Source organism: Pseudomonas rosaeacicularis (assembly GCF_057128745.1).
In genome coordinates, this window is record NZ_JBSKHT010000004.1 from 21,760 (window position 1) to 34,626 (window position 12,867).

General features: G+C 59.9%; 12 protein-coding genes. 8 read left to right on the forward strand and 4 right to left on the reverse strand.

Annotated elements, in window-relative coordinates; translation table 11 throughout:
- Positions 1-41: 41 nt before the first annotated feature.
- Positions 42-728, forward strand: coding sequence for a lipopolysaccharide core heptose(II)-phosphate phosphatase PmrG (gene pmrG / locus ACWKWM_RS06815; RefSeq protein ID WP_483845403.1), 687 nt, complete (start codon positions 42-44; stop codon positions 726-728).
- Between the two features lie 48 nt (positions 729-776).
- A complete protein-coding gene (locus ACWKWM_RS06820; RefSeq protein ID WP_483845404.1) occupies positions 777-1,595 on the forward strand; it encodes a phosphatase PAP2 family protein in 819 nt (272 codons plus the stop codon).
- A gap of 22 nt (positions 1,596-1,617) precedes the next feature.
- Here ACWKWM_RS06820 and ACWKWM_RS06825 read toward each other — a convergent pair whose 3' ends face one another.
- Positions 1,618-2,904: a sensor histidine kinase gene (locus ACWKWM_RS06825; protein ID WP_483845405.1), complete on the reverse strand. Its 1,287-nt coding sequence runs from the start codon at positions 2,902-2,904 to the stop codon at positions 1,618-1,620.
- Positions 2,905-3,054: 150 nt separating this feature from the next.
- Positions 3,055-4,287, reverse strand: a complete 1,233-nt coding sequence (locus ACWKWM_RS06830) for an MFS transporter (RefSeq protein WP_483845406.1) — start codon at positions 4,285-4,287, stop codon at positions 3,055-3,057.
- Between the two features lie 417 nt (positions 4,288-4,704).
- Between ACWKWM_RS06830 and ACWKWM_RS06835 the strand changes: the two genes are divergently transcribed.
- Complete coding sequence (locus ACWKWM_RS06835; protein WP_483845407.1) at positions 4,705-5,628, forward strand: LysR family transcriptional regulator; 924 nt, start codon at positions 4,705-4,707, stop codon at positions 5,626-5,628.
- Between the two features lie 84 nt (positions 5,629-5,712).
- Positions 5,713-6,342, forward strand: coding sequence for a glutathione S-transferase family protein (locus ACWKWM_RS06840; RefSeq protein ID WP_483845408.1), 630 nt, complete (start codon positions 5,713-5,715; stop codon positions 6,340-6,342).
- 453 nt (positions 6,343-6,795) lie between these two features.
- On the opposite strand, the gene ACWKWM_RS06845 is transcribed toward ACWKWM_RS06840, so the two are convergent.
- Positions 6,796-7,566 carry an alpha/beta hydrolase gene (locus tag ACWKWM_RS06845; protein WP_483845409.1) on the reverse strand — a complete coding sequence of 257 codons (771 nt, stop codon included), beginning with the start codon at positions 7,564-7,566 and terminating at the stop codon, positions 6,796-6,798.
- 254 nt (positions 7,567-7,820) lie between these two features.
- Between ACWKWM_RS06845 and ACWKWM_RS06850 the strand changes: the two genes are divergently transcribed.
- On the forward strand, positions 7,821-8,096 hold the full coding sequence (locus ACWKWM_RS06850) for a DUF2790 domain-containing protein (RefSeq protein ID WP_483845410.1): 276 nt from the start codon (positions 7,821-7,823) through the stop codon (positions 8,094-8,096).
- A 203-nt stretch (positions 8,097-8,299) separates the two neighbouring features.
- The gene (locus ACWKWM_RS06855) at positions 8,300-9,064 is read left to right on the forward strand and encodes a 2-keto-4-pentenoate hydratase (protein WP_483845411.1); all 765 of its coding nucleotides are present in this window, start codon (positions 8,300-8,302) and stop codon (positions 9,062-9,064) included.
- Between the two features lie 71 nt (positions 9,065-9,135).
- Here ACWKWM_RS06855 and ACWKWM_RS06860 read toward each other — a convergent pair whose 3' ends face one another.
- Positions 9,136-10,038 (reverse strand): LysR family transcriptional regulator, encoded by a 903-nt coding sequence (locus ACWKWM_RS06860; RefSeq protein ID WP_483845412.1) that lies wholly within the window; start codon positions 10,036-10,038, stop codon positions 9,136-9,138.
- 107 nt (positions 10,039-10,145) lie between these two features.
- On the opposite strand from ACWKWM_RS06860, the gene gcl reads away from it, so the two are divergent.
- Entirely contained in the window at positions 10,146-11,921 is a 1,776-nt protein-coding gene (gene gcl, locus ACWKWM_RS06865) for a glyoxylate carboligase (protein WP_483845413.1), read from the forward strand.
- Between the two features lie 23 nt (positions 11,922-11,944).
- Positions 11,945-12,727: a hydroxypyruvate isomerase gene (gene hyi / locus ACWKWM_RS06870; protein WP_483845414.1), complete on the forward strand. Its 783-nt coding sequence runs from the start codon at positions 11,945-11,947 to the stop codon at positions 12,725-12,727.
- Positions 12,728-12,867 lie beyond the last annotated feature (140 nt).

Genomic DNA, 12,867 nt, shown 5'->3' on the forward strand with positions numbered 1-12,867 from the left:
GGTCGATCCGCTCCTCCTCCAAAACTGGACCTGAAAATCCCATGGGCCCAACGCTGATACACCGTTTAACCACACGTCCCGCGTTCTTCAACGCCATGGTTGCGTACCGTCACGCCCTGCTGATGGCCTGCCTGTTAGCGATGACCCTGGCAGGTGTTTCGTACGAATTGAGAAAACCCGCTGCGCCCCTCGACCTCGTTGAAGGCAACCGTCTGCTCACCTCGGGGTTCTACGCCGGCTGGCAACGGGGTGATCTGGTGGTGGTCATGCGCCATGTCGAACGCTGCGATCACTCGACCAATCCATGCCTGGCTCAGCCCGACGGCATCACTCGTAAAGGCAGCGATGTCGCCACCGCCCTCGGCGCCTCGATTCGCGCGATGGATCTGAGCAGCACCGATCTCTACAACAGCCCTCTGCGCCGCACCGAACAGACTGCGCAAGCGGTGTTCAATCGCATCACGCCCGCGCAGGACTGGCTGATCAACTGCCGCAAAACCATGCTCGACGATGTGCTCAAGCACAAACTCGATCACCGTAATCTGATGCTGGTGACCCACAGCGAATGCATCGCGCAGCTGGAAAAATCACTGAATGTCGCAAGCCCCGACTCGCTGGATTACGGCGCTTCGTTGATCGTGTCAGTCGATCCCAGGGATCAATCGGCCCACGTGCTGGGCACTGTCGATGCGCGAAGCTGGAACAAAGTGGTCGCCGGTCGTCCATAACGCTGCTCGCAATCCCCACTCAAGCCAAACCCTGCACGGGAACTGAACGTGAACCACACTCGCAATCGCTTCTACCTGATCAATCTCGGGGTACCGCTGTTGATCGCTTTGGGCTTGTTCCTGGCGTTTGATCTCACCCGCCTGGACATATTGATCAGCGATTCGCTGTACAACACCACGACCCATGAGTTCGTGCTGGGACACAACAAGCTCTTTGAAAACATCACCCATCGCTGGGCGCGGATCATCCCCAACTGGACTGGGGAGGCGGCGATCATTGGCGCGTTGCTTTCGTTTGTCTGGCCGCTGTTTAGTGCCGACAAACACAGCCGTGTTATCGCCTGGCTGGAGCGGGTCCGGGTTGCGCCCGTTCTCAGATTCGCTGCACGCCATCGTCGCGACTTACTGTTCGTGGTGTTCGCCTTTGCGATCAACACGGGCTTTATCCACTACTTCAAGAGCCACACCAGTGTGTTCTGCCCGGTGGAAACCACGCTTTACGGCGGCATAGAGCCAAAGACCGAATGGTTTGAAAACTTCAATTTGCTGCACGAAGCCGGCAAGGGTCGTTGCTGGCCGGGGGGTCATGCATCAGGCGGTTTCACGATGATGGTGTTGTACTTCGTCGCGTTGCGTTACCGCTGGCGGCATGCGAAGAAACTGCTGGCCTTCACCGTGATGCTGGGTGTGATCTTCGGCACCACGCGGATATTCCAGGGCTGGCACTTCATGTCTCATACGCCATGGGCTGGCGTTATCGTCTGGCTGTCATCGTTCGGCACTGCGATGGCGTTCTACGGTCGCGCACGACTGGACCCTCATTACGTGGCGCCAAACCAAGTCACGGCCGTACCGTCTGCCAGCTGAGTGATTGGCGTCCGGATCGACTTCAGGCCGACCCGGACGCAGGCTCCAGCCGGACTTCAAAGCAGCATCCCGCTGGCTCCCGACTGGTCAGGGTCACGGTCCATTGCTGATTGGCGCAGATACGCTGCACCAGCGACAACCCCAATCCCAGCCCTTCCCCGCGCTGCTCATCGCCCCTGACAAACGGCTGAAACATGGCCTCGCGTTTCTCCTCCGGAATGCCGATCCCGCTGTCCTCAACGGTAAAACCTTTAGCGTTCAGCGTCAGCCGGATAAACCCCTCGTCGGTGTAATGCCAGGCGTTGCGCAGCAAGTTGCCCATCACCGAGCGCAGCAGCGTGCCGTTGTACAAATCCTCGGAGTGCTCGTTTGACAGGCATTCAAAGCGAAGTCCTTTCTGCGCAATGGGCGCCTGCCACAGTTCGTTCAGCTCTTGGGCGACTTGTGTGATCGTCGTCTGCCGACCCTCCTGGGAATGCCGTCCCTCGGTTCGCGCCAGCAGCAAGAAGGTCTCCACCAACTGCTTCATGCCCAGCGTCGCATTGTTGATGCGGGTCACTTGCTGGCGAGAGCGTTCGTCAAGCCCCGGATACTCCAACAACAGCTCGCAGGACGAAGCCAAGACCATCAACGGCGTGCGGAACTCATGGCTGACATCGCTGGTGAACAGTTTTTCGCGCCCCAGCGTGCCGCGCAGCCGGCCCAGGGTTTCATCAAAAGACATCGCCAGCGCCCCGACTTCGTCGTTGGCGTAATCGTCGGCCAGGGTCGGCGCCAGCTCCAGCAGCTGATCGCGATGGCGAACCTGCCCGGCCAGCCGCGAAACCGGCGCCATGACCCGCGACGCCAGCAAGCGCCCCAGCAGTACCGCCAGCAATACGCTCAGGATGAAGCCGACCAGCACGATGCCGAACAGAATCCGCTCACGCTTTTCGAACTTGCGCTGGTCGCGCAGCAGCACGTACCGGCGCTCTCCAACGGTCTCCACGAAGGCGTAATAGGCTTTCTTGCCTCGGGTAAATTCCTGAAATCCGGGGACCAACCCTTTCAAATCGTCGGGCATGGCGAAGTCGTCACGACCATCCTGGGCATAGAAAAGCTCATCCTTCTCAGGACGATGGCGCCACTCGCTCATGTCGTCCATCACCAGCAAACGGTGCAGGTTGCCGCCCAGGCTGATGGTCGCCAGTTTCTTTTCCACCACATGCACGGCGGCGATGATACCGATGGCGAATACACCGGCGACCACGGCGCTCATGAGCGCGAAAACGATCACAATGCGTTGCTTCAAGCTGTGTTTGATGTCCATGGATTTCCGTGCAAAAGCCGATACGCCTGTACGCTCGCGACACATCCTGACTGTGGCCGGTGGTGGTCACGGGCAAGCAGGTGTTGGTCGCGAAGGCGGATTATCCGGCCTTGCATGTCATGGTTTTGTCAAAAAACTGCGTGTTTGGCATTACCGGGCAGCATCTTCGCCCGTGCGCAGGGTTGGCCGCAGCGTCCACATCAGGGATGCGCACCCGAACATCAGCACACAAGTGGCGATGAACACCACCGGCATGCCGTAATGCCCGCCCAGATACCCGCCCGTCAATGGCCCCAACACCTGACCGACGTACTGGCTGGACGTCGAGTAGCCCAGCATTCGTCCGGCCACCGCGTCGGGTACGCAATGCCGGATGATTGCGGCAATGCACGGCAGCAAACCGCCTAACGCAATGCCCATCACAAAGCGCAAGGCTACCAATTGCCAGGCGTTGCTCACAAATGCCTGCGGAATCAAAGTCGCCGCCGCTGCCGCCAGACAAATCATCACCACTTTCCAATGGCCGATCCGGTCCGCCAGTTTGCCGATGGGCGAGGATGACAGGACGCTGGCCAATGCTGTGGCCGACATCACCAATCCGGCCATGAGCGTGACGTTTTCGGTGTGCAGCTGAGTCAGGTAAACCGTGATGATTGGCTCGATGGACATGATCGAAAACATCACCAGACACGCCACCACCAGCATGGTGATGACGGGCGCTTTGTCGCTGATCGCCTGCCACGGGCGGACAGCCGCAGGGCGTTTGTCACCGGCAGCGCGTTTGGACCGTGGCGCTTCTTTCATCAGAAACAGGGTGGCGAGGAAGGTGATGAAGATCACCCCGCCGGCGAGAAAGAAGGTGTTGCGGATGCCGATCAGCGGCGGCAGGAAGCCTCCAATCAACGGGCCTGCGAGGTTGCCCGCCATGATCCCCGAGGACAGCATGCCCAATGCCCAGCCGGTGCGATCCTTGGGCGTTTGCGTCGCCACCAGTATGGTCGCGCCCGAGGCATAGCCGCCGAGCAGCCCGGCCAGCAAGCGCAAGCCCACCAGTTGCCAGATGTTTTCTGCCAGACCGATCAGCGACATCGCGATGGCCATGCCCAGGCTGGCGCGGATCAGCATCAGTTTGCGGCCGTACCGGTCACCCAGCCGCCCCCACAACGGCGCGGTCAATGCGGCAGAGAAAAACGTCGCGCCAAAGGCCACCCCCGACCACTGCACGATGGCGGCCTGATCACTGACGCCCAGGTGTTCGACGTACAACGGCAAGAACGGCAACAGGAGCGTCATGGCGACGATAGTGGTAAACGCGCCAAACACGCACACCACCAGATTGCGTTTCCAGTGCAGCTCGGCCAGTGTTTGCTCGGAAGAGGACATTTGTGATCCACATGCTCGATGAAGAACGTCACGGTAGTGGTTCAACTCAGATAAATAAAATTCATGTTTTTTATGTGGTGGATTCCAGGCAGGAATACCCAGCTGCATCCTGTAGGAGCCAACTTGTTGGCGAGGCAGGTGCTGGGGAGCGCTTGGCACACCATGACCTCAGCTTCGCGGGCAAGCCTCGCACCAACGGACTTGGCGGTGACTGAGATCCCCGGCAGATACACATCCTGTGGGAGCGGACCTGTCCGCGAAGGGGCCGGTACATTCAGCAGATACCTATCCTCTGATGAAAAGTCTTCGCGAACAGGTTCGCTCCCACAGGTTTTGTGTCGGCAGTGAACATGCCCTTCTCCGTCTATGGTATTTACCGCAGACTCATCAGCTCATTCCCAGCACACCGGACGCCCCGTGGATCGTATTCAGGAAATGACTATTTTCGTGGCAGTGGCCGAGCATGCGAGTTTTGCGGCGGTGGCTCGGCACTTTGTGGTGTCCACCGCCACGGTTACCCGCGCTGTTGCCCAGCTTGAACAGCGACTGGGTACGCTACTGGTGGTGCGCACCACCCGGCAGTTGCGGCTGACCGAATCGGGCCTGCGCTTTGCTGCCGATTGCCGTCGTTTGCTGGCGGACCTGAACGACGCCGAGAGTTCCGCCGCCGGGATTCACGCCAGCCCTCGCGGCCTGTTGACGGTCACCGCGCCGCAAGTCTTCGGTGATCTGCATGTCACGCCGGTGCTCGCTAAATACCTGACGCTGCATCCTGATGTGGAGATTCGCGGGCTGCTGATGGACCGTGTTGCACCCATGCTCGACGAAGGTATCGATGTGGCCGTGCGCATCGGCCATCTGCCAGATTCGTCGCTGACTGCGATCAATGTCGGCAGCGTGCGGCGAATGGTCTGCGCCTCGCCTGAATACCTGGCCGCACATGGCAGCCCGCAGCATCCTCACGAGCTCGTCGACCGCACGACCATCAGCGCCGTCATGGCCGAGCGCAGCAGCAACTGGGTGTTCAACATCGGTGGCCAGCCACAGTCAGTCGATGTCCGTTCACGCCTGTCGCTGACCTCTTTCACCGCCGCGATCCACGCCACCGTCGACGGTTGGGGCTTGACCCAGGTGCCGTCTTATCAAATCCGCGCGCATTTGAATGCAGGTCGCCTGTGCGCGGTGCTCGAAACGTTTGAACTCCCGCCTTTGCCGGTGCATGTGGTGTACGCGCAGGGCCGTAAAGGCTCGTCAAAGGTGCGCTCGTTCGTGGACTTTTGCGTGACTCAGTTACGCGCGGATCTGGCGTCGAGCGTTACAACACCTGAAACGGTGGATTGAAACTTCTGGTGGTTCCCTGCAACCGGCGCAACCAACACAATGGCGCCTTGTCTGCCTGTCACTTCGCTCAACGGAGCCTTCCTGATGAATCGCCAGCCCATCAAGTTCTACCGCGCCCCACTGTCCGGGCACTGTCATCGCGTCCAGTTGATGATGAGTGTGCTGGGTCTTGAGTACGAAATCATCGAAGTCGATCTGGCTGCAGGTGAGCATAAAAAAGCGCCTTTTCTTGCGCTGAATGCCTTCAGCCAGGTCCCGGTGATTGACGATAACGGGGTGGTGCTCGCCGATTCCAACGCAATTCTCATTTATCTGATCAAGCAACATGGCGGCGCTCAGTGGTTGCCGGACGATGCAGTGGGTGCTGCGCAGGTGCAACGCTGGCTGTCGGCGGCGGCTGGGCCGGTGGCGTATGGCCTTTGCCGTGCGCGTCTGGTGACCGTGTTTGGCGCGCCGTACGACGCTGACGAAGTGATCGCCCACAGCCATCAGTTTCTCAAGGTCATGGAGCACGAACTGAGCGCGCGGGAGTGGCTGGCCGGCGAGTCGGCGACGGTTGCCGACATCGCCAACTACGCCTACGTCGCGCATGTGCCGGAGGGTAATGTGTCGCTGGACGCCTACCCCAACGTCCGCGCCTGGCTCGAACGAGTGGAAGGCATCAGCGGCTTCGTGCCAATGGGCAAGTCGGTGGCGGGATTGGTAAACGCCTGAACGCCAACGTTGGTACAGCTAACAGACCGCCATCGCAGCCTTCGGCAGCTCCTACATGTCCGCCGCAAGATGCCGGGGCAAAGCACAACCCGTGGGAGCGAACCTGTTCGCGAAGAGGCCGGTACATCCGATACATCTGTCGCGCCTGACGAATCGCTTTCGCGGACAGGTCCGCTCCCACGGGGGCCGAGTCGCTGCATCTGGCTCAAACCCTGTAGGAGCTGTCGAGCAGCGCGAGGCTGCGATCTTGGTGGGTCAGGCAGGCCGCCATCGCAGCCTTCGGCAGCTCCTACATGTCCGCCGCAAGATGCCGGGGCAAAGCACAACCCGTGGGAGCGAACCTGTTCGCGAAGAGGCCGGTACATCCGATACATCTGTCGCGCCTGACGAATCGTTTTCGCGGACAGGTCCGCTCCCACGGGGGCCGAGTCGGCGCAGCGGCCTCAAACCCCTTCATTTATCCAGCGCATGCTGCGCCGCTTGCTCGATCAGCGCAGCGACTTCTTTGGGGTGGGATTCATAGACGGAGTGGCTGGCCCCGGCCACTTCGATGGTGTGGCTGTTGGCGCGCTTGGCGTACATGCGCTCAAGGTCCGGATTAATGATGCGATCGGCCTGGGCCACCGCGTACCAGCTGGGTTTGGTTTTCCAGGCAGCGACTGTGGCGGGCGTGGTGAACACCGATGCCGAGGTGAGCGCCTGGGCGTTGGCTTCGAATTCGGCCTGGGCTTTGGGTAAGTCGGCGGCGAAGTCAGCGGGGTAAAACGCAGGATCGAGATAGAGGAAACCGTCATCGGTTTTCTTTATCGCCTTGGTCGCGTTGGGGTACAGCTTGCCATTGGCGGCTTCAGTTTCCCCCACATCCAGCGCGTGGGCGGCGATGTAGACCAGACCTGCTACGTGGGCGTCTTCGCCGGCGTTGGAGATCACCGCGCCGCCGTAACTGTGTCCCACCAGAATCGTCGGTCCGTCCAGCATCGCCAGGATGCGTTTGACAGCGGTCACGTCGTCGTTGAACGAGGTCAGCGGGTGGGCGGCAACTGACACGTGATAGCCGTCTTTGACCAGGATGTCGTACACCGGTTTCCAGCCCGCGCCGTTTACGAAGGCGCCGTGCACCAGCACGATGTTGTGCACCGGCGCGGGCGCGGCTTGGGCGCTACCGATGGCTGCCACTGCCAGGGCAACAGCGGCGAAGAATGAGCGGATGTTTATTGCGTTCATGGTTTAAGTCTCGGCTTGGGGTTGGGCTGGACACAGAGGCTGTCCAATCAGTCACCCAAGCCAGACGCACGCCGTGAGGGTTTATTCCCTCCCGCTCAAAAAGACTATCGAAGTGGCCGCCCAAGCATCACTGAACATGATGTCCTGTATTGACGCTGACCATTTCTGCCCCGCGCGCCAGGCGCATAGCATCACAGCCATCAGCAACCCCTTCGACGGTTGCTCGCCTTTTCCACGAGCGTCTGGAGCCTGTCATGAAAACCATAATGTTTGCCGCATTGTCCCTGTTCAGCGTCATGGCATGCGCCGCTGACACCCTTCCTTCAACTTCGCCGCAAACCAACTCGCAGTCCGAAGAATATGACTACAGCCAGGACCTGGACATCGCCAAGGTCGTGCGCCTGAGCAGTCAAGCCAACACCGCGACGGAGTGCGGCCCGGTGATTGCCCACATGGTCTACGTCGACAGCAAAGGTGTGACGCACAATCTGCAATACACCCGGCTGGGCGACGGTTGCCAGAACGGGTGAACCTGGCAGGTCGTCCAATCGGGATTGATAAGCTTCGCCACAGTGCCTTTCGGGGTAGCGGCGAACGGCGCAGCGGTGCATGCTCCGATAGCCACGATCATCAAATGATGAATGATCATGGCCTCGCAGCACGATCACCCGGCGACAGTGGCCGGGCCATATGACTGCCGCGTTTTCCATCAATTGACTGAAGGAAGTCCCGAGTGAACCCAACCTCTCACCAAGTGAAAGTCGCCGAGCTGATCGTCGACGCCATGCGTCAGGGTCAGAAAATCACCGAGATCCGTCCCGAATACGTCCCTGCCGATGCAGCCGGCGCTTACGCGCTACAAGAGCAAGTCCTGCGACTGCGGGACACGTCGATTGGCGGCTGGAAGGTCGGCTCCAAATCCCCGACAGGGCCGATTCAAGGCTCTTTGTTGCCAAACGATGGTTTGTTTGCCAGCCGCAGTCAGCTGGAATACCTCGAATACCCGTCACCGATTCTGGAACTGGAAATCGCCTTCCGCCTGAGCCGCGAGTTCGCCCCGCGCGACCAGCCCTATTCCGACGAAGAAGTATTGAGCAGCATCGGCTCCATGGGGACTACGGTAGAAGTGGTGTCCAGCCGGTTCAGCGCCTGGCCGAAGATCGAGCCGCTGTTGGCACTGGGTGATCTGCTCAACCATGGCGCGTTGATCGTTGGCGAGTTCATCGACTACGACGCCGATTTCCCGTTTGTCGAACCCGCGCTGACGTTCACCTACGCCGACGAAGATATCGTCCCCGGCGACGGCGCCAATCCGGCGGGCGATCCACGGCGGTTGTTGCCGTGGCTGGTCAATCACTACACCTCCCAGGGCAAGACGCTGACCCCGGATATCATCATCACCACCGGTTCCTATACCGGCATGTACCTGACCAAAGGCCCGGGTCTGGGGCTGGGTGAAATCCGCGGGCTGCCGCCGATTTCATTCGAATTCGTCTGAAAACAGTTCGAAATGATCGTTCCCACGCTCCGCGTGGGAGCCATCATCATCGTGTCGACTCCAGGACCGTGTCAGGTCCAATACCCCGGTCGGTTGTAGACCTCTTTCAAGAACGCGATAAAAAACCGTACTTTCGCCGGCAGGTAATGCTGTTGCGGGTACACCGCCTGGATGTCGTAACTGGGTAGCGCGAAGTCATCGAGCACCGTCACCAGCGCGCCGTTTTGCACTTCGCTTTGAATCTCCCACCACGACCGCCAGCTCAGGCCCAGGCCACGCTTGGCCCAGTCGAACAACAATTCGCCGTCATTGCAGTACAAATTCCCGCCGACCTTGATCGCTACCTGCTTACCGTCGCGCTGAAAGGTCCAGCCCCGGTGCTGTCCGCCCTGCAGGTTGAACGACAGGCAATTGTGCTCGGCCAGATCCTCCAGCGTCTGTGGAAAGCCGTGCTCGGCAAAATAAGACGGCGCGCCGCACACCACGCGTTTGTTGGCGTACAGCTTGATCGCCACGTAATTGGGGTCGAGCACTTCGCCGATGCGGATGCTCATGTCGTAGCCCTCCTGCACCAGATCCACCACGTTGTCGGTCAGGTTGAACGACAGCTGCAAATCCGGAAACCGCGCCTGAAATTCCGGTGCATGGGGTGCCACATGATGCCGCCCAAACCCTGCTGGCGCGGAAATCACCAAGTGCCCGCGCACGCTGCTTTCGTTCTCGCTGATGCTGGCGTCCAACTCCTCGAACGAGTGCAACACCGCCCGCGCGTTTTCAAGATAGGACTCCCCCAGATCGGTGAGCGTCAGGCCTCGGGTGGAGCGGTGAATCAGCTTCACCCCCAGTCGCTCCTCCAGCGCGCTCAAGCGCCGGCCCATGATCACCGGCGTCACGCCCTCCACTAACGCCGCTGCAGCGAAACTGCCTCGGGTCGCTACCAGCACATAACTGCGCAGCTCTGTGTAGCGGTCCATTCGATACTCCTGATACCGATAGAAAGGATAAAAACTGCTATTCACTTGGGATAGCTTTCAATTCAGTCTGCTGACATACAAAAAATAACGAATCAGGAGACTACCAAATGACCCTCATGAGAGCCATCGAAGCTGCCGTTCTGGTGATGCGCCGCGAAGGGGTCGATACCGCTTTCGGTATCCCCGGCGCTGCCATCAACCCTCTTTATGCTGCGTTCAAGAAGCTGGGCGGCGTCGATCACGTACTGGCGCGCCACGTTGAGGGCGCCTCGCACATGGCCGAGGGTTATACCCGTGCCGTGGCTGGCAACATTGGGGTGTGTATCGGCACCTCGGGCCCTGCCGGGACAGACATGATCACCGGTTTGTACTCAGCGTCTGCCGACTCGATCCCGATCCTGTGCATCACCGGCCAGGCGCCTCGTGCCCGGATGCACAAAGAAGACTTCCAGGCGGTGGACATCGCCGCCATCGCTGCACCGGTCGCGAAATGGGCGACCACGGTCATGGAACCGGGCCAGGTGCCGTACGTGTTCCAGAAGGCGTTTCAGTTGATGCGCAGTGGTCGTCCCGGCCCGGTGTTGATCGATCTGCCGTTCGACGTGCAAATGGCGGAAATCGAATTCGACATCGATGCCTACGAGCCGCTGCCGGTGGTCAAGCCGCAAGCCAGCCGCAACCAGATCGAAAAAGCCCTGGCGATGCTCAACGCCGCCGAGCGCCCGCTGATTGTTTCGGGCGGCGGCGTGATCAATGCCGATGCCTCCGAAGCGCTGGTGGAATTTGCTGAGCTGACTGGCATCCCGGTGATCCCGACGCTGATGGGCTGGGGCACGATCCCCGACGATCACCCGCAGATGGCCGGCATGGTCGGTTTGCAGACGTCCCATCGCTACGGCAACGCGACGATGCTGGAATCGGATCTGGTGCTGGGTATCGGTAACCGCTGGGCCAACCGCCATACCGGGACCGTTTCGGTGTACAGCGAAGGTCGCAAATTCATCCACATCGACATCGAACCCACGCAGATCGGTCGCGTGCTGATGCCCGATCTTGGCATTGTTTCCGACGCGGGTGCGGCGCTGAACATGCTGCTGGAAGTCGCCCGGGAATGGCACACCGCCGGCAAGCTCAAGGACCGCAGCGCCTGGCTCAACAGCTGTCAGGAACGCAAACGCACGATGCAGCGCAAGACCCATTTCGAGAACATTCCGGTCAAGCCGCAGCGCGTGTACGAAGAGATGAATCAGTACTTCGGCAAAGACACCTGTTACATCAGCACCATCGGTTTGTCGCAGATCGCCGGGGCGCAGTTCCTGCACGTCTACAAACCGCGGCACTGGATCAACTGCGGTCAGGCCGGGCCATTGGGCTGGACCATTCCCGCCGCGCTGGGTGTGGCCAAAGCTGACCCGAGCCGCAAGGTGGTGGCGCTGTCCGGCGACTATGACTTCCAGTTCATGATCGAAGAACTGGCCGTCGGCGCGCAGTTCAAGCTGCCGTACATCCATGTGGTGGTGAACAACTCGTATCTGGGGTTGATTCGTCAGGCGCAGCGCAACTTCGACATCGATTTTTGCGTGCAACTGGGCTTCGACAACATCAACTCGCCTGAGCTGGAAGGTTACGGCGTGGACCATATAGCGGTCGCCGAAGGGCTTGGGTGCAAGGCGATTCGCGTGACTGATCCTGCGCACATTCAGGCGGCGTTCGCTGAAGCTACCAGCCTGATGCAACAGCACCGGGTGCCGGTGGTGGTCGAGATCATTCTTGAGCGCGTGACGAATATATCCATGGGCACCGAGATCAACGCGATCAACGAATTCGAGGCGCTGGCCGAAACCCGCGCTGACGCCCCCACTGCTCTCAGCTTGATGAATTGACTGATAGGTCCAAGGAGTCCGCCATGCCACGTTTATGCGCCAACCTGTCGATGCTGTTCACCGAACTGGACTTTCTGCAGCGCTTTGAAGCGGCGTCCAATGCAGGGTTCAGCGGCGTTGAGTATTTGTTTCCTTATGACTTCAGCTCGGCGCAGATCAAGGCCGAACTTGAGGCCAACGGCCTGACGCAGGTGCTGTTCAACCTGCCTGCCGGTGACTGGGGCAAAGGCGAGCGCGGGATCGCTTGCCATCCTGATCGCACTGAGGAGTTTCGTGCCGGTGTCGATCTGGCCATTGCCTACGCCAAGGTATTGGGTAACACGCAGATCAACTGCCTGGCAGGGATTCGTCCTCAGGGCGTCGATGAGGCGTTGATCGAAAAGACCCTCGTCGACAACCTGAAATACGCCGCCGACAGGCTCGAAGCCGAAGGCATCGATCTGGTGATGGAGATGATCAACACCCTCGACATCCCAGGCTTCTACCTCACGACAACGAAGCAGGCCCTGGCGATTCGCGAGAAAGTCGGCAGTCGCAATCTGTCGCTGCAATACGACATCTACCACATGCAAATCATGGAGGGCGACCTGGCCCGGACCCTGGAAAAACACCTGCCGGCGATTCGTCATGTGCAGTTGGCCGACAACCCGGGGCGGCATGAGCCGGGCACCGGGGAGATCAATTATTCGTTCCTGTTCGGGCATCTGGACCGCTTGGGTTATCAGGGCTGGATTGGCTGCGAATACAAACCCCTGACGACGACCGAGGCCGGGCTGGGCTGGCTGAAAACCCACAATTTGATTTAAAGCGGATAGCCACTGTAGGAGCCAACTTGTTGGCGAGCGCTTCACGCGGTGTGTCAGGCACAACGCCTCGCGAATGAATTCGCTCCTACAGGGTTTAGCAGGCACACCACCGATTCTGTAGGAGCCAACTTGTTGGCGAG

Excerpts from the sequence above, each read along its gene's own strand:
- pmrG (WP_483845403.1), top strand. The coding sequence starts at position 42 with ATGGGCCCAACGCTGATACACCGTTTAACCACACGTCCCGCGTTCTTC.
- ACWKWM_RS06825 (WP_483845405.1), bottom strand. The coding sequence starts at position 2,904 with ATGGACATCAAACACAGCTTGAAGCAACGCATTGTGATCGTTTTCGCG.
- ACWKWM_RS06830 (WP_483845406.1), bottom strand. The coding sequence starts at position 4,287 with ATGTCCTCTTCCGAGCAAACACTGGCCGAGCTGCACTGGAAACGCAAT.
- ACWKWM_RS06840 (WP_483845408.1), top strand. The coding sequence starts at position 5,713 with ATGAATCGCCAGCCCATCAAGTTCTACCGCGCCCCACTGTCCGGGCAC.
- ACWKWM_RS06845 (WP_483845409.1), bottom strand. The coding sequence starts at position 7,566 with ATGAACGCAATAAACATCCGCTCATTCTTCGCCGCTGTTGCCCTGGCA.
- ACWKWM_RS06850 (WP_483845410.1), top strand. The coding sequence starts at position 7,821 with ATGAAAACCATAATGTTTGCCGCATTGTCCCTGTTCAGCGTCATGGCA.
- ACWKWM_RS06860 (WP_483845412.1), bottom strand. The coding sequence starts at position 10,038 with ATGGACCGCTACACAGAGCTGCGCAGTTATGTGCTGGTAGCGACCCGA.
- gcl (WP_483845413.1), top strand. The coding sequence starts at position 10,146 with ATGACCCTCATGAGAGCCATCGAAGCTGCCGTTCTGGTGATGCGCCGC.
- hyi (WP_483845414.1), top strand. The coding sequence starts at position 11,945 with ATGCCACGTTTATGCGCCAACCTGTCGATGCTGTTCACCGAACTGGAC.